Origin of the sequence: Gluconobacter wancherniae NBRC 103581 (assembly GCF_007988885.1) — a bacterium.
GTDB lineage: Bacteria > Pseudomonadota > Alphaproteobacteria > Acetobacterales > Acetobacteraceae > Gluconobacter > Gluconobacter wancherniae.
This window is the reverse complement of the sequence record NZ_BJUZ01000003.1, coordinates 1-14,863: the sequence shown is the minus strand read 5'-3', so window position 1 is coordinate 14,863 and position 14,863 is coordinate 1. Positions and strand designations below refer to the sequence as shown.

Annotated in this window: 18 protein-coding genes; 12 read left to right on the top strand and 6 right to left on the bottom strand. The window is 56.6% G+C overall.

The window, feature by feature from the left end:
- Positions 1 to 61: 61 nt before the first annotated feature.
- The 3 genes from GWA01_RS10780 to GWA01_RS10770 are packed head-to-tail and all read right to left on the bottom strand — an operon-like array spanning position 62 to position 3,909.
- Positions 62 to 1,678 (bottom strand): c-type cytochrome, encoded by a 1,617-nt coding sequence (locus GWA01_RS10780; protein WP_228118591.1) that lies wholly within the window; start codon positions 1,676 to 1,678, stop codon positions 62 to 64.
- Positions 1,675 to 3,315 (bottom strand): GMC family oxidoreductase, encoded by a 1,641-nt coding sequence (locus GWA01_RS10775; protein ID WP_146797863.1) that lies wholly within the window; start codon positions 3,313 to 3,315, stop codon positions 1,675 to 1,677. Before GWA01_RS10775 ends, GWA01_RS10780 begins: the two co-directional genes overlap by 4 nt.
- 3 nt (positions 3,316 to 3,318) lie before the next feature.
- Entirely contained in the window at positions 3,319 to 3,909 is a 591-nt protein-coding gene (locus GWA01_RS10770; RefSeq protein WP_146797861.1) for a sugar dehydrogenase complex small subunit, read from the bottom strand.
- A 509-nt stretch (positions 3,910 to 4,418) separates the two neighbouring features.
- Here GWA01_RS10770 and GWA01_RS10765 point away from each other — a divergent pair.
- Together GWA01_RS10765 and pth are read left to right on the top strand one after the other, a co-directional pair.
- Entirely contained in the window at positions 4,419 to 5,069 is a 651-nt protein-coding gene (locus GWA01_RS10765; protein ID WP_146797859.1) for a 50S ribosomal protein L25/general stress protein Ctc, read from the top strand.
- Between the two features lie 3 nt (positions 5,070 to 5,072).
- On the top strand, positions 5,073 to 5,642 hold the full coding sequence (gene pth, locus GWA01_RS10760) for an aminoacyl-tRNA hydrolase (RefSeq protein ID WP_146797857.1): 570 nt from the start codon (positions 5,073 to 5,075) through the stop codon (positions 5,640 to 5,642).
- Here the strand turns inward: pth and GWA01_RS13275 are convergent.
- Positions 5,611 to 6,354: a CPBP family intramembrane glutamic endopeptidase gene (locus GWA01_RS13275; protein ID WP_228118590.1), complete on the bottom strand. Its 744-nt coding sequence runs from the start codon at positions 6,352 to 6,354 to the stop codon at positions 5,611 to 5,613. The genes pth and GWA01_RS13275 overlap by 32 nt on opposite strands.
- Before the next feature lie 65 nt (positions 6,355 to 6,419).
- Between GWA01_RS13275 and GWA01_RS10750 the strand changes: the two genes are divergently transcribed.
- From GWA01_RS10750 to GWA01_RS10720, 7 genes are all read left to right on the top strand, one after another.
- Complete coding sequence (locus GWA01_RS10750; protein ID WP_146797855.1) at positions 6,420 to 6,869, top strand: hypothetical protein; 450 nt, start codon at positions 6,420 to 6,422, stop codon at positions 6,867 to 6,869.
- The gene (locus GWA01_RS10745; RefSeq protein ID WP_146797853.1) at positions 6,866 to 7,177 is read left to right on the top strand and encodes a transcriptional regulator; all 312 of its coding nucleotides are present in this window, start codon (positions 6,866 to 6,868) and stop codon (positions 7,175 to 7,177) included. Before GWA01_RS10750 ends, GWA01_RS10745 begins: the two co-directional genes overlap by 4 nt.
- A 103-nt stretch (positions 7,178 to 7,280) precedes the next feature.
- Positions 7,281 to 8,375 carry a redox-regulated ATPase YchF gene (ychF, locus tag GWA01_RS10740; RefSeq protein ID WP_146797850.1) on the top strand — a complete coding sequence of 365 codons (1,095 nt, stop codon included), beginning with the start codon at positions 7,281 to 7,283 and terminating at the stop codon, positions 8,373 to 8,375.
- A complete protein-coding gene (locus tag GWA01_RS10735; RefSeq protein WP_146797848.1) occupies positions 8,368 to 9,624 on the top strand; it encodes a glutamate-5-semialdehyde dehydrogenase in 1,257 nt (418 codons plus the stop codon). Before ychF ends, GWA01_RS10735 begins: the two co-directional genes overlap by 8 nt.
- Positions 9,625 to 9,656: 32 nt before the next feature.
- Positions 9,657 to 10,244, top strand: a complete 588-nt coding sequence (locus tag GWA01_RS10730; protein WP_229316078.1) for a nicotinate-nucleotide adenylyltransferase — start codon at positions 9,657 to 9,659, stop codon at positions 10,242 to 10,244.
- A 77-nt stretch (positions 10,245 to 10,321) separates the two neighbouring features.
- Entirely contained in the window at positions 10,322 to 10,792 is a 471-nt protein-coding gene (gene rsfS / locus GWA01_RS10725) for a ribosome silencing factor (protein WP_228118603.1), read from the top strand.
- Positions 10,793 to 11,251 (top strand): 23S rRNA (pseudouridine(1915)-N(3))-methyltransferase RlmH, encoded by a 459-nt coding sequence (locus GWA01_RS10720; protein ID WP_146797844.1) that lies wholly within the window; start codon positions 10,793 to 10,795, stop codon positions 11,249 to 11,251.
- 79 nt (positions 11,252 to 11,330) lie between these two features.
- Here the strand turns inward: GWA01_RS10720 and GWA01_RS10715 are convergent, their stop codons facing one another.
- Together GWA01_RS10715 and GWA01_RS10710 are read right to left on the bottom strand one after the other, a co-directional pair.
- The gene (locus GWA01_RS10715) at positions 11,331 to 12,041 is read right to left on the bottom strand and encodes a CHAP domain-containing protein (RefSeq protein WP_146797842.1); all 711 of its coding nucleotides are present in this window, start codon (positions 12,039 to 12,041) and stop codon (positions 11,331 to 11,333) included.
- Between the two features lie 144 nt (positions 12,042 to 12,185).
- Positions 12,186 to 12,536, bottom strand: coding sequence for a RidA family protein (locus GWA01_RS10710; protein ID WP_146797840.1), 351 nt, complete (start codon positions 12,534 to 12,536; stop codon positions 12,186 to 12,188).
- Positions 12,537 to 12,677: 141 nt separating this feature from the next.
- Here GWA01_RS10710 and GWA01_RS10705 point away from each other — a divergent pair, with 141 nt between their 5' ends.
- Genes GWA01_RS10705 through GWA01_RS10695 form a run of 3 tightly spaced genes read left to right on the top strand, consistent with a single transcriptional unit; the run spans position 12,678 to position 14,819 of the window.
- On the top strand, positions 12,678 to 13,331 hold the full coding sequence (locus GWA01_RS10705; protein WP_146797838.1) for an MBL fold metallo-hydrolase: 654 nt from the start codon (positions 12,678 to 12,680) through the stop codon (positions 13,329 to 13,331).
- 20 nt (positions 13,332 to 13,351) lie between these two features.
- Positions 13,352 to 13,843, top strand: a complete 492-nt coding sequence (locus GWA01_RS10700; RefSeq protein ID WP_146797836.1) for a DUF192 domain-containing protein — start codon at positions 13,352 to 13,354, stop codon at positions 13,841 to 13,843.
- 7 nt (positions 13,844 to 13,850) lie between these two features.
- On the top strand, positions 13,851 to 14,819 hold the full coding sequence (locus tag GWA01_RS10695) for an SDR family NAD(P)-dependent oxidoreductase (RefSeq protein ID WP_146797834.1): 969 nt from the start codon (positions 13,851 to 13,853) through the stop codon (positions 14,817 to 14,819).
- Positions 14,820 to 14,863: the final 44 nt, after the last annotated feature.

The following is a 14,863-nucleotide window of genomic DNA, read 5'->3' as shown; positions in this document are numbered from 1 at the left end:
CGGACCTGATGTTGCGGGGAGGGAATGGAAATCCTATCCGCCTCCTCCCCGTCAGGTCCAGTCAGATGCTGCGTTTACGTCGACGCAGGAGGAGCAGAGCAGCAATGAGCACGACTGCAACGCCGCCTACGCCCATCGCTGGGGCAATGAATGGTCCGAGGCGTGCGATGAGGGGTTTGGGGCCGCCCGATCGCACGAGAGCTACATCGGCGGGCGTGACAGATGCGCTGGTGTTGCCAAACTGCCTGAGCACATAATTTGCGACGTCTGCAACATCGTGGTCAGACAGTGTCTGTACGAAGGAGCCGGGGCCGAAGCCTGGCATGTAGACGCGTTTTCCATCAACGGTGCGGTCCACACCCAGAAGGATGGCTGCGATCAGGTTGGTGGGCGTATTCGCGCCCGTGACGCTGTTATGGAAAAGCTGTGGATAATAATGATCCGGGCTGCCCTTTCCGTCGGGGCGGTGGCAGGCGGCGCATTCGCTTTGGTAGATCCATTCTCCATGGTCCTGCATGGGAAGACCACGAAGCGCAGCTTCGCGATCACTTGGTTTCCCGAAGCTGTCCCGAGCCAATGTCTGACCCTGATCGGGCAGCGCTTCCAGTGTACGGACATACGAGACAATGTCGTGCAGGTCAGTGTCGCTTAGATACTGGAAGCTGTGTTCCACGGCTTCGGCCATTGGTCCCGCAGCCTGAGAACGCCCTGGAACGTCCCCTGTTTTGAGATACTGGAACAGATCATTGTCGGACCAGTCCGCGATGCCTGCTGGGCCGTTGGTGATGTTGGGTGCGTACCAGGAGGCAAGCGAAGCACCGGCAAAAGGACGGCTGCTCTTTTCGGCCATCAGCTGTCCGCGTGGTGTGTGGCATGTGTCGCAATGGGCGAGGGCGATTGTGAGGTATTGGCCACGGCGAACCTCATCAGAAGCGTTGGCGGGCGCTTTGAGAGGACTATGATCCAGATAAAGCAGATTCCAGAACGCCATCGACGCACGGATGCCAAATGGGAAAGGCAGATGTGTTACGGGTGGCTTGTGGTTTACTGGCTGCACGCCATGCATGAAATATTCATAAAGCGCGCGGACATCGACGTCTGACAGGTGTGTGTAGGACGTGTAGGGCATTGCGGGATAGAGATGTGCTCCATCGCCCCGGATGCCGTCTCGCAGCGCAGCCGTGAACTGTTTCAGGGTGTAGGTGCCGATGCCGTCGCTTTTTGAGGGCGTGATGTTTGTCGAGTAAATCGTACCAAGTGGGGACGCGATGCCATATCCGCCGGCATAGGCTTTTCCACCATAGGGATTGGTGTGGCAGGCGGCGCAGTCTGCGGCTATGGCCAGATAGTGGCCACGGGCGATGAGAGCATCTTCGCCGTGCATTTCTGCGACTGGCGCGGGAGTATGAGGTGCAATCGCCGTTGGCTGCTGATCGGGAGACTGTGTCGGGCCAGGGACGGGGGTTTTGGCCGAGACGGGGCCGTTATCGCGCCCGGAGACAGGCGCTGGTTTATGTTCTGGAATGGTGCCGGGCGGCTTGTCGGGTGTTTGTGCCTTCAGAACAGGAGATTGTGTGTCCTGATGAGCGTTCTGTGCGTCTTGCGTTGTTGAGGCTTGCGCGACTGACAGTAGCAAGGGAAAGGCGAGAGCGCTCGCCAGCAGGTGCGCGCATTTCATGCGAAAAACCTCTTGATGGAATCGGCCGCGCGAAGGCCAAGAGCTGCCATGCTTAGTGTTGTGTTCACGACGCTGGCTGATGGCATGGTCGCACCGCCGGGCAGCCAGAGGTTTGCGTGATCATGTGCCCGGCATTCGCCATTGGTGACGGAATCTTTTGGATCCTTACCCATGATCGCGCCGCCCATGATGTGATTGTTGGCGTTGAACTTGGTGTTGATTTCTAGTTCCTGCCCACCCAGCAACGCAGAAATCTGGTGGATCTGGTCCACCGCGGCCTGTGTTCCATTCCGGACGTAGTCTCCCACGTCATAATGGATATCGGGGCATCCAAGCCCCATCGGGTCTTTACGGGTTTTGCTGATTGTCAGGCGGTTGGCGGGATCGGGGAGGGGCTCAAGGCTGATGGAAAGATCAACGCCACAGGCTGCCCGGCGGCGGATCTCGTCGTCCAGCGCCTGACCTGAAAGACCAAGCGCGAGGGCCTGTTCCGTTGCGGGTGCTACGCGGCTGATATTGTTCAGAATCATTTTGTTTGCAGAGTATCGTGCGCGGAAATCGCCGTTACGGGCGCCCACGATGCAACTGCTCTGCGCCGGGCCACGACCGAACCAGAGCGGTTCGCTGGCAAGGAAGGTGGCGTGGATGCCGGAGTGGTCCATCATGTTGCGTCCCACCTGATCGGACGAATTGGCCAGACCATTCGGGTTGCGGCTGTTGGCAGCGAGGAGCAGCAGACGGGGTGTTTCGATGCCGTTACAGGCGAAGACAAACGCCTTGCCGGTTACGCGGTGGCTATTGTGCTGTGAATCGTACCAATGCACCGCTGTGATATTGTTGTTTTCGTCTGTATCGGCGGAGTAGACGACCGCCTCTGCGATGATCCGTGCGCCACGGGCTTCTGCGCGTTCAATGTGCTGGATGCCATTATACATGGCGCCAATCGGGCAGATGGGCTGGCAGTTATTGTTGCCGCAACAGCCCGGGCGATCGCCGTATGGTTGAATGCTGCGTCCTTGTGGAATGGGGACGACATTGAAGCCATGTGGATTGAGGATCTCCGACACGCGGCGATCACCATATCCGAATGGTATCATGTCCCGCGGATATGGCTTACTGCGCCGGTCCGGAGACTGGAGGTGCGGATCATGCGGGCCTGAGACGCCCATTTCCTCTTCGGCACGCTGATAATAGGGCTCCAGATCGTCATAGGAGATCGGCCAGTCGCGCCCAACGCCGAACAGGGACTTCATCTGAAAATCTTCTGGCAGATGCCGCCAGCATGAGGCTGCCCAATGCCATGTCGTACCGCCGACGATCCGGAGGTAACCCTGCTGATAGGCGCTTCCGTCCGGGCCGCTCAGACCAACATAATTGTTGGGTGGGAAATAAAGAGGCGCGGGCGCTTTTGGAGATTGCGGATACAGGCCCTGAAAGTCGGAGTGGCGCCGGTTGAAAAACGACATGTCTCGCCATTTCTCAACGAATTCGCCGCGTGGACGCCGCATGCCGGCTTCCAGCACGATGACGGAGCGACCTGCCTGAACCATCTGGTCGGCGATCATGCCACCGACGACGCCACTGCCTACGATGACGACGTCGGCAGAAAGGTCGGAGAGGGACGTGGAATCGGACATGGTTCAGAGTTTCCCGGTCGGTGTATTGGGTAGCGGGTGGGCAGGAAGGGGAGCAGCGCCCTGCGCCGGGGCCTGTGAGGTTTTTGGCGGTGCTGCGGTGGGAATGGGGGAAATGCCGAGAGCCGGAGGAGTAGCAGTCCACCATCCTGGCACACCGAAACAGTAGGTTGGCACCGGAAGTGCATCCGCGACGGGCCGGTACATGAGCGCCTCGTAATAGGCGACCATCGGGGCATTCATGGTGTTTGAAATGGAGCCTGTATACCAGGCTGCGATGATTGCCCGCAGGGTATCGTGCAGGCCTGCTTCTTCTGCTGCTTTGCCAAGAGCGTCTGTATCCGCATTCTGGCGGGCGAGGGGCTCCAGTCTGGTGAGGGCTGCTCCAAATCCCTGAAGATGTTCAGCCATGGTTTCCTGAAGGCGTCGGGCGATGGTCGGGTTCAGGTGCTGTTGCGGGCCGATTGCGGCACGGGAGACGGCCATGAAAGCGTCAGCATCGGTGGCGGCAAAAGCCTTTCCCGGCGATTGAAGGGCTATGATGGCGGCGCTGAGTGTGGCGCCAAGAAAGCGCCTTCTGTCGAGTTCGAAGGTCATGCAGAGACGCTCCCCGAATTTGTGGCATGGGCAAAGGAGAGACTGGATTCGCAGAATGTTCGGATTGAGGTAGCTGACATGAAGTGTCTGGTAGTGGGGATTGCATGCCAGGGATTGCTTGGCATTAAGAAGACTCTGTTAGTCCCGGAGGAATGTTGTGAAAGAGGAGTTGTTGATTTATGAAATATTAAAAATAAGTTTATAGTATTTGATGTGCCCGTCCCCAGAGATTTGTGGGCTTCTGCTCTTGTGGGGAAGGGATGATTTATGTGCACGCGAAGTCCTTTGGAGGAAATTTCACGTCACATTGCGCGAATTATTTTTTGTTTCCAGCCGAATTCTTGTCGCAGCCTTTAATCGCGCGAAAATGTGATGTTTGTGCTGGTGTCTTATGGGCCCCATTCTCGCGGGCTGTTGTGTTTGTGGCGGTTTTCCGCTAATGCCGCCCCTCGCGCAGGCACCCCTGGAGGTCTGTGTGGTAACGAAATTCCAATACGCAGGAGCGTAAAGTGGCTAATCTGACGACACTCGCTGTCTCCCCGCGCGCGAAGGCTGGTAAGGGGGCAGCGCGCGCTACGAGACGTGAGGGCCTGGTACCAGCAGTAATTTACGGCGGTAAGCAGGAACCCTCCATCATTTCGATCGACCCGCGCGTCGTGATGAAAGAACTTCACCGCGGTGGCTGGCAGTCCCGTCTGTACAGCCTCGATCTCGAAGGCGGTGCCGTGACGGCTCTGCTGCGTGACGTGCAGCTGCACCCGGTGAGCGATGCCCCGATCCACGTTGACTTTCAGCGCCTCTCCGCTGGTGTAAAGGTTCACGTTCAGGTCGCCATCGAGTTCACGGGCGAAGAAAAGGCTCCTGGCATCAAGCGTGGCGGCGTGCTGAACATTGTTCGTCACTCCGTGGACGTTCTGGTTGACCCCGAGAACATTCCTGAGCACTTCACGGTTGATCTGAGCAAACTCGACATCCATGACAACGTGCGTTGGGATGATCTTGAAGGCACAGCCGGTATTGTGCCGACGCTGAAGATCCCGAACTTCGTGATCGCATCCGTTGCTGCGCCGACCGTCGATGCAGAAATGGAAGCTGAAGCTGCTGCCAAGGCTGCTGCTGCTGCACTGGCAAATGCAAAGCCGGGCGCAAAGAAGAAGTAAGTCATGAGGCTCATCGCCGGCCTCGGCAATCCCGAGCCGGGGATGAGCCGTCATCGACACAATATTGGCTTCATGGCGGTTGATGAAATTGCCAGACGTCATGGCTTTTCGCCGTGGCGGAAGCGCTTTCGGGGGGAGACTTCCGAGGGTATGCTGGGGGGGGAGAAAATCCTCCTCCTCAAGCCGATGACATACATGAACCTGTCCGGCGACAGCGTTCAGCAGGCGGCGCATTTTTTCAAAATTGCGCAGGCCGATATTATCGTTTTCCATGACGAACTTGATCTTGCCTTTGGCAAACTGCGCATAAAGCGCGGCGGCGGTGCGGCAGGTCATAATGGGCTACGCTCCATGGATCGTTCTCTTCCGGGGCCGGATTATTGGCGCGTGCGGATGGGGATCGGTCACCCTGGCCACAAGGACCGGGTGCATGGTCATGTGCTGGGTAATTTTGCCAAGGCAGAAGAATCCGAGCTTGAGCGTTGGCTGGAGTCCATCGCCGATGCCGCGCCTCTTTTGGCAAAAGGCGAGAATGAGGCCTTCATGACGAAGGTTGCGCTGCTCGTCGGCTGAACTTCCCCGAAACGGCGGGTCGGACGAATAGTCCAAAAATATCGATTAATGCGTGGACTACCATCAGGGCAGGCAGAGAAGTGCCGTGTAATGCGCGGGTCATGAAGACTGCGCCCAGAAACGTCGTTGCCAGTATTCCTTTGCAGCCCTGATACCAGTGCATCAGTCCGAAGAGGGCTGTCGAGGCGATGGCCCCTGCAATCAGGCTGCTGGAAAACCGGGCAATCAGAAGTGGTAGAGCGAAGCGGAAAAACAGCTCTTCTCCGATGCCCGCGTTGAGGCAGAGCAGGAGTGCTAAGCCTGCTTCCTTGCGCGTTCGCGGGATGAGACTTTCGAAATCACCCAAAGTCACGTTGAGGCTCTTTTGGCGAAATTTGAAGTTCAGCCAGAGGCCCAGAAGCAAGATTGCCAGGCCCGATAGCAGGCCGGCTACGAAGGCACCTGAAATTTCGATTTCTGGAACGAGTTGGCCTGAAAGAGGCAAAGTCAGATATGGCCATGATGAGGTTTTTTCGTGGAGCAGGACAATAGTAATGATGCTGCCGAAATCCAGCAGAACGACGCCCTCCAATAGCCAGCGGCGATAGAAGCGCTGACGTTCTCTGGTCTGGTGTGTGGCTTTAAAATTCTGCCACTCTCGGGCGCTTTTTCTGGCGCGGATGGCGCAGGCTGCAAGCAGGAAAGCTATCCATACGGGCAGAATAATGGTCATGATGCGATTCTCTTTCCATATTGGAAAGTCATGATCATCATTTTCCAATATGGAAAGTCAATAAAATGAATGACCCGAGGTTTGAGGCAGCACAGCAACTGGAAGCGCTGGAGCATACCCGGCAGCAGATGGCGGGGCATATGAAACAGGCATGGTGGGAGAGGGCGGGAATTGGGCTCTGCATGGGGGCAATTGTGATGGCTATGAACCTGCCGATTTTCTGGATGTATCTTCTTGAGTCTGTAGCCGCAGCGGGAGGCGCGTTTCTGTATGTGATGGGGCGGCGCAAGCGTGGCTTTTTTGTCAGCGGGTATCGTGAGGGCTCCACTCGCAGGGTCGCCGTGGCGATAGTTCTGATGGTTTATGCTCTTATGGCCGTATCGGCGCTCGCAAGGTTTCATATTGTGCCGGGCTGGGTCACCTATCCTGCGGCATTGATGGCCGTAGCGATGGGTTTTTATGGGTGTGGTGTCTGGCAGCGTGCATATGTGGCTGATATGAAGCGCACCTTGTGAGCACGCTTCCGCTATTTGATCCGGTTATCCATCCGCCGGTCCGCCTTCAGCTTGCGGCACTTCTGGCGTCGGTCAACGATATGGAATTTGGCACGGCACGGGATATGCTGGCGGTCAGTGATTCTGTTCTTTCCAAACATCTCGCCCAGATGCAGGAGGCCGGATATGTGCGTCTGCGCAAGGCAGCGTTAGGTGGACGGCAGCGCACATGGCTCGTTCTGACAAAGGAGGGACGACGCGCTTTTTGCTCTCACGTGCAGGCCTTGCAGGAACTTGCCGGAATAGCAGGAGATAAAGCGTCTTCCTGACGTTGTGATGGTTGTCGTGAAGCGCGGTTTCTGCAAACACAGGGCAACGAATTTACGCGTATGGCTCCTGCTTTGTGCGCGGGCCTGAATATGGAGAGTACGGATGGGTTTCAACTGCGGCATCGTCGGTCTGCCCAATGTCGGCAAGTCCACGCTGTTTAATGCGCTGACGGAGACCGCGGCAGCGCAGGCTGCGAATTATCCGTTCTGCACCATCGAGCCAAATACCGGGCGTGTGGGTGTGCCGGACCCGCGCTTGGAAAAGCTGGCGCATGTTGGCAAATCCCAGAAAATCCTGCCTACGAGTCTGGAGTTTGTGGATATCGCTGGTCTGGTACGGGGCGCTTCGCGTGGCGAAGGTCTGGGCAACCAGTTTTTGGGCAATATTCGTGAAGTGGATGCCATCATCCATGTTCTGCGTTGCTTTGAGGATGACGACATCACGCATGTCGAAGGTGGCGTTGACCCGGTTCGCGATGCGGAAATCATTGAGACTGAGCTGATGCTTGCGGATCTGGAGAGCTTGGAAAAGCGCCAGATCAGCCTGCAGAAGCGCGCACGTGGAAATGACCGTGAAGCGCAGGCGTTGCTTGAAATCATGGACCCGCTCATGGCGGCCCTTCGTGAGGGAAAGCCCGCGCGCACTGCAGTGCCGAAGGGGATGGAGCTTGAGGCTTCCCGTTTGCAACTGATGACCACCAAGCCGGTCCTGTATGTCTGCAATGTCGAGGAAGGCGCTGCTGCGACAGGTAACGTGCATTCTGAAGCTGTTCGCAAGCGTGCAGCGGCAGAAGGTGCTGGCGTTGTGATTGTGTCCGCGGCCATCGAGGCAGAGGTCAGCCAGCTTCCCCAGGAAGACCGCAAGGATTTCCTTGAAGGACTCGGTCTGAGTGATAGCGGTCTGGATCGTGTGATTGCGGCGGGGTACAGTCTGCTTGGCCTGAAAACGTATTTCACGGTTGGCCCCAAGGAAACACGTGCCTGGACGATTACCGCGGGCACCAAGGCCCCACAGGCAGCTGCCGTGATCCATAACGATTTCGAGCGTGGCTTCATTGCCTGTGAGACCGTGGCTTATGAAGACTACATCGCTTTCAACGGCGAAGCAGGCGCTAAGGAAGCGGGTAAGCTTCGCATCGAAGGCAAAGAATATGTGGTGCAAGATGGAGACGTCCTGTTGTTCCGGTTCAATGTCTGACGCGACAATCCTTCTCAAGGGTTTGACTGACGCTGCGCGTCGTGCGGCCCGTGGTCTCGCTCGCGCTGACGAGGGTGTGCGAAACAATGCGCTTCTTGCGGCGGCTAAAGCGTTGCGTGTACGAACAGATGAGATCGTTGCAGCGAACGCGCGTGATTTGGCGGGGCTGTCCGCAGATCGTAATGCTGCGTTTCGTGATCGCCTGACGCTCACTTCGGAGCGGGTTGAAGCGATGGCCAAGGGCTTGGAAGAGGTTATTGCTCTCCCAGACCCTCTGGGGCGGGTTCTGGCGCAGTGGACGCGCCCGAATGGTTTGCATTTTCGTCGTGTGGCCGTGCCGCTTGGCGTGATCGGCATGATTTACGAAAGTCGTCCGAACGTTGGGGCGGATGCGGCCGCGCTGTGTATCAAGTCCGGGAATGCAGTGATTCTGCGTGGTGGTGGTGAGAGCTTGAACTCCGCACGTGCCATTCATGCGGCTATGGCTGATGGTCTTAGGGCTGCGGGGCTGGATGAGGCATGTGTGCAGATCATGCCTTCGGCGGATCGTGATCTTGTTGGCGCTTTGCTACAGGCATCTGGTGGCGTGGACCTGATCATACCACGTGGGGGGCGTGCGCTTGTGGAGCGTGTGCAGCGAGAGGCGCGGGTGCCTGTCCTTTCCCATGCGGATGGCCTTTGCCATACCTATGTTCACGCCAGTGCTAAGCCAGATATGGCTCGCAGGATTCTACTGGATGCCAAGATGCGGCGTACTGGTATCTGTGGTGCTACGGAAACGCTGCTGATCGATTCTGCCATCGCCCCTTCGCTTCTGCCTGTTCTGGTGCAGGACCTGGCGGCCAAGGGCTGTGCTTTTCGTGCGGATGCCAAAGCGCGCGAAATTATTCCGTCTCTTCCGCTCGCAGATGCTGTGGATTTTGATACCGAGTGGCTTGATTCGGTGCTGTCGATCGCTGTGGTGGACGGTGTGGAGCAGGCTCTGGAGCACGTCGCCCAGCACGGTAGTGCCCATACAGAAGCCATCATCGCAGAAGATGAGGTTGTGGCGATGCAGTTCCTGAATGGAACGGATAGCGCTGTAGTGATGTGGAATGCATCCACGCAGTTCTGCGATGGGGGCGAATTCGGTTTTGGTGCCGAGATCGGCATTGCCACCGGCAAGATGCATGCCCGCGGTCCGGTTGGGCTCGAGCAACTGACCACCTATCATTACGAAGTAATTGGTACCGGACAGGTGCGCGGCTGAATACCATCCCGACATTCGGTGATGGACGGCGCATGCGGATCGGGCTTCTGGGCGGGTCGTTCAACCCCGCCCATGAGGGACATCTTCAGCTTGCGCGACGCGCCTTGCGTTCATTGCGTCTCGATCAGGTCTGGTTGATGGTTTCGCCCGGGAATCCGCTAAAGCCCAAGGCTGGAATGGGCCCTTTTCGGGCGCGCCTCGCCTCGGCACAGCGTCTTTCAGATGGGCGGCATATTCTGGCCACGGACATAGAATTTCGTCTGAAGCAGCGTTACACAGCCCAGACGGTTGCGATGCTGAAGCAGCGTTTCCCAAACGCAAGCTTTGTCTGGCTTATGGGGGCTGATGGGCTGGCGCAGTTCTCCCGGTGGAAAAACTGGAGAAGACTGGCGCGGCTCGTCCCCATTGCTGTCCTGCCACGTCCTGGCAGTGTCACACCTGCTTTGCATGGGGCAGCGGCTTCGGCATTAAGGGCGCAGCGACGGCCTTCACGTGAGTCCCCGATTCTGTTCCGCCAGAAGGGAAGCGCATGGACGTTCCTTTCTGCGCCGCAGAACGATATATCAGCTACAGCGTTGCGAGAGTCAGGGCGGGTCTGCCTCGATTCCGATCAGGAGTGAAAACCATCACCAAGACCACCATTACCGAACCGAAGGCAAAGACGACGCGTCGGAAGCCGACTTCTCCCGATACGGCTCTGGCCGAAGCGGCGAAGGTACCTGGAACCCCTCGGAAGAAGGCTGCCGCTGCCGGACCCAAGAAGTCCCGCACCAAGCGCGAAGCTGTCAGTCCGGATGTTCTGGAAAAGATGCTCGGCATCGTGACCACTAGCCTCGATGAAGATGGCGCCGTGGACATTGTGACGCTTGATCTTGTTGGGCGTGCCAGCTTCGCAGACCGCATGGTTATTGCGACGGGTTTGTCGGACCGTCAGATTTCTGCGATGGCGCATCACATCGAGCGTAAGCTTGGTGAAGAGGGCTTCAAGCGGGTTCTGGTTGAAGGCACCAATGGCAGCGACTGGGTCCTGATCGATATCGGTGACATTGTGGTGCATCTGTTCAAGCAGGAAAGTCGTGAACTTTATGCGCTTGAGCGTATGTGGGGATCTGACATTGATTCGGCTGAAGCAGAAGTTGCGGTTGGCAGCGACGAAGAGCAGTCCTGAATGCGTCTGGTCGCTATCGGTCGTCTTAAATCTGGACCAGAACGCGACCTTTTCGAGCGTTATGCTGCACGGCTGAGGCCAGCTTTGGAGGTTACGGAACTTCCGCCGTCCAAAGGCTCTGTCCTTGAGCAGAAGCGCCGTGATGCTGCGGCTCTGTTGGGGGCGTGTCCTGATAACGCGATTGTTGTAGCGCTTGATGAAGGTGGGAAAGCCCTAAGCAGCCTCAAATTTGCGGCAATGATGGAACGTTGGCAGGATTCAGGCCGTCCGATTCATTTTTTGATCGGTGGTGCGGAAGGGCTGGATTCTTCTGTGATTGAGCGCGCTGATGCTGTTCTTTCTCTGGGGGCGCTGACGTGGCCCCATATGCTGGTCCGGACCATGATCGCAGAGCAGATTTTTCGCGCTCAGGCGATCAATACAGGCCACCCGTATCATCGCGATACACGTCCGGACTGATTGTCTTTTCAGTTCAGCCAATAAAAAAGGCAGGGGAAACCCCTGCCTTTTTTATTGAACCATGTTGGCGAGTGATACGTTAACGAATGGAGCGGTTGGGGGCATCGGATGTGAAAGCATCGTCCGGGGCTTCTGCAACTTCCGTGCTGGACATCGGATTGCTAAGCGGGCTGGCGCTCCGGGAAATCAGGCGGCGGTGGATGGTGGTGCGATCAGCACGTGCAACCATAACCTGAGAAGGCTGGCGGCCATCATCGGCGCGGCTGTAGATGAAGCCGTAGGTTGGGTAAATGCTGCCAAGGCGTCCACTACGATCATTCAGAGCGACGCGAACTGCGCTCCAGTCGTTGTTGGGAGATACGTCCACAACCTTGACGTTACGGGCGATACCGTTTGAGGCCCAATGAGACTGGTCGATGTAGATCGTGCGGTTATCCGCAACCTGACGTACCACGGCAACGTGGCCGAGAGGCATACGACGGATACCGCGGAAATTCAGAACTGAACCCTCTTCCGGTGCTGTGCCACGTGCGTAGATGCCAGCTGCATTATGCCACCAGTCCCGAGCATTTCCGTGGAGAACTACTTCGGAAGCTTCCTTTGCAAAGGCCACGCACTGAAGAACGTGGACGCTGGAATGGAAGCGACCGTGATGGGAAAAATATGAGTGGTGACTGGCCCTAGCCTGATGAGCGCGAAGGTGTCGGGCCTGTGCATGACCCGTCAGGAGCATGACAGCAGACAATGCCAAAGCAGAGAGGAAAGATTTCCGGCGGCGTTGTTGCGTCACGATCTTTTTGATCCTGATTGGACATGTGTTGTTCGGGTCACATGCAGGTAACAATCTTCTTGCAACCCTGACAAGAGCTGAAAGCAGGGCTGAGGGCTAAATTTTCGTTTTTTGCGAAAATCTTTCCCTCGCCCTGATCTGCCATTATTTGGTCGTAATCAGCATGATCTCAACAAGCATGCGCGAATCAGCCATTACTGCCTGAACGCACGCGCGTGCCGGGGCCAAACCTTCTGGTAGCCAGGCGCTCCAAAGCTTGTTTAGGGCTTCACGGTCATCAATGGATTTCAGCCAGATCTGAGCCTGCAGGATGCGTGTGTTGTCTGTTCCATGCAGCTCGAGCAGGTCGTCGAGCTGTGCAAGGATATCACGGGTTTGCCCTTCGGCGTCGAGGGTCAGGTCGCGTGAGACCACGCCCTGTGTGAAAACAAAGCCATGATATTCAACGGCTTTGGAGAGGATGGGGTTAGGGTCTGTGCGAAGAATACGGCTCATGATCCGGTCTCTCTGGAAATGGAAAGCCGGAAGGCTGGTCTTTTCCGCCGAACGGGTCAATCTCTCGGATGACTTGTGATGGCGTGTTCAAGGCTGTATCGCCCGAGACGCAACGAATCGTCACTGGGAAGGATGAGCGTCATGCCGCTAAGCGCCAAGACCGTGCCCGTTACGCCGCTACGTCAGAACTGCACCATTCTCTCTGATCAGAATGGGCATGCGGTTGTCATAGATCCGGGTGGGGATGTGGACGAGCTTCTTCGTCAACTGCAGGCCACGCATGTTGACGCCATTCTGCTCACACACGGGCATCTGGATCATGTGGGCGGCGCTGCTGCTTTGAAAGAAGGGCTTGCTGCTCGTCAGGGTGCGGACGTTCCTATTTTGGGGCCGGACCGTCGAGATGCTGCCCTTTTGGCAAGTATTGAAAATCAGGCTGCAGCTTTCGGTCTTGGTGGCATGTATAATGTAGAGCCTGATCGTTATCTTGAAGCAGGAGAAAAGCTCTCTTTGTTAGGGCATGAATTCGAGGTGGCCCACGTTCCGGGTCATACTCCAGGGCACGTCGTTTTTATTGATCGCGCCAGTAAGCGCGCCATCGTAGGTGACACGCTCTTTCGCGGAACGGTTGGTAGGACGGATTTTGCGTATGGTGATGCAAAAGCGCTGATTGACAGCATCCGCGCGGAGCTCTTCACCCTTCCTGACGACACTGTCGTGCTCTGTGGTCACGGAATGCCTACGACCATTGGTGAGGAACGCCGGTCCAATCCTTTTTTCAAGTCTGTTTCCTGAATTTCTGCTGAGGATATTTTATGCGTTGGTTTTTCCTTTCGGCTGCGGTGGCCGCTCTTTCCTTCAGTTCAGTTGTTCACGCGCAGCCGGCGGACACGATCACCAAGGCTCAGGCGGAATTGCCTACAGCGCCCCTTACGATCACCACAAAGGATGGCGTGAAGCATAATTTCACGGTGGAGCTTGCAAAAACTTATCCTCAGCAGGAGGTCGGCGAGATGTTCCGCACGACGCTCCCGCATGACCGTGGGATGCTATTCATGTGGCCGCGCCCTCAGAACTCGGACATGTGGATGCGTAATACACTTGTCTCTCTGGATATCGTGTTCATTGATTCGACGAACCATGTTCACGCCATTTCCGAAAAGGCTGTTCCGCGGAGTGAAGCAATTCTGAGTAGTCAGGGTGTGGTGGCGAACACGCTTGAACTGGCAGGGGGTGTTACAGAGGCTTTGGGGATTGAAGTGGGAGACGAAGTTAGCAGTCCTGTTTTGGCTCATGTGAAGCAGTAAGCTGGCAGTGAAGGTTCTCGTTACGGGGGCTGCGGGCTTTATTGGCTCGCATGTGGCGCATGCCCTGATTGATCGCGGAATTGAAGTAGTAGGCATTGATACGCTCAATGCCTACTACGATCCGGTGCTCAAAAAAGCCCGACTGGAACGTCTGACGGTATCGCCGAAGTTCAGTTTTCAGCAGGCTGATGTCTCTGATCGTGATCAGATGAACGGGCTAATGGCTGATAACCCTGACATTCGGATTGTTGTGCATCTCGCAGCGCAGGCGGGGGTGCGGTACTCGCTGGTCGATCCCTATTCGTATGTGAATACAAACGTCATGGGGCAGGTCGTGCTTCTGGAGGCTTGCCGCAAGCTGCCAAGCCTGGAGCACTTCATTTATGCCTCATCGTCGTCAGTGTACGGTCAGAACACATCCTTGCCTTTTAAGGAGTCCGATCGGGTTGACGCTCCTGGCTCGCTTTATGCGGTCACCAAAAGAGCGGGCGAACTCACGGCGACGGCATACGCGCATCTTCATGGAATCCCGCAGACAGGTCTGCGTTTTTTCACGGTGTATGGCCCGTGGGGCAGGCCTGATATGGCCTATTACGGGTTTGCGAAAGCGATATGTGCGGGCGAACCCGTCACGCTTTATGAAGGGTCCGGCCTTTCACGTGACTTCACTTATATAGATGACATCACTTCTGGCGTTCTTGCCGTTATGGATCACCCCGCAAAAGCAGGTGAGGCGCGGCTTTTCAATCTTGGCGGAGATCACCCAGAAAAAGTGACACGCCTTATCGGGCTGCTTGAGGAAACACTTGGCCGTAAAGCCCAGATAGAGTTTCGTCCCCGCCCGGCTGCGGATATGGAATCGACCTGGGCGTCTCTGGAGGCTGTGCAGAAGCTTAGTGGATGGAAACCAGAAACGAATCTTGAGACGGGAATCGGAATTTTCTCAGCCTGGTTCAGGAACTTCCAAGGTTTTTGAACTTTTTTGCCTAAATGGACATTTTCCCATTGACCCCCTCCAGA

Excerpts from the sequence above, each read along its gene's own strand:
- GWA01_RS10780 (WP_228118591.1), bottom strand. The coding sequence starts at position 1,678 with ATGAAATGCGCGCACCTGCTGGCGAGCGCTCTCGCCTTTCCCTTGCTA.
- GWA01_RS10775 (WP_146797863.1), bottom strand. The coding sequence starts at position 3,315 with ATGTCCGATTCCACGTCCCTCTCCGACCTTTCTGCCGACGTCGTCATC.
- GWA01_RS10770 (WP_146797861.1), bottom strand. The coding sequence starts at position 3,909 with ATGACCTTCGAACTCGACAGAAGGCGCTTTCTTGGCGCCACACTCAGC.
- pth (WP_146797857.1), top strand. The coding sequence starts at position 5,073 with ATGAGGCTCATCGCCGGCCTCGGCAATCCCGAGCCGGGGATGAGCCGT.
- GWA01_RS13275 (WP_228118590.1), bottom strand. The coding sequence starts at position 6,354 with ATGACCATTATTCTGCCCGTATGGATAGCTTTCCTGCTTGCAGCCTGC.
- GWA01_RS10750 (WP_146797855.1), top strand. The coding sequence starts at position 6,420 with ATGAATGACCCGAGGTTTGAGGCAGCACAGCAACTGGAAGCGCTGGAG.
- ychF (WP_146797850.1), top strand. The coding sequence starts at position 7,281 with ATGGGTTTCAACTGCGGCATCGTCGGTCTGCCCAATGTCGGCAAGTCC.
- GWA01_RS10735 (WP_146797848.1), top strand. The coding sequence starts at position 8,368 with ATGTCTGACGCGACAATCCTTCTCAAGGGTTTGACTGACGCTGCGCGT.
- GWA01_RS10730 (WP_229316078.1), top strand. The coding sequence starts at position 9,657 with ATGCGGATCGGGCTTCTGGGCGGGTCGTTCAACCCCGCCCATGAGGGA.
- GWA01_RS10720 (WP_146797844.1), top strand. The coding sequence starts at position 10,793 with ATGCGTCTGGTCGCTATCGGTCGTCTTAAATCTGGACCAGAACGCGAC.
- GWA01_RS10710 (WP_146797840.1), bottom strand. The coding sequence starts at position 12,536 with ATGAGCCGTATTCTTCGCACAGACCCTAACCCCATCCTCTCCAAAGCC.
- GWA01_RS10705 (WP_146797838.1), top strand. The coding sequence starts at position 12,678 with ATGCCGCTAAGCGCCAAGACCGTGCCCGTTACGCCGCTACGTCAGAAC.
- GWA01_RS10700 (WP_146797836.1), top strand. The coding sequence starts at position 13,352 with ATGCGTTGGTTTTTCCTTTCGGCTGCGGTGGCCGCTCTTTCCTTCAGT.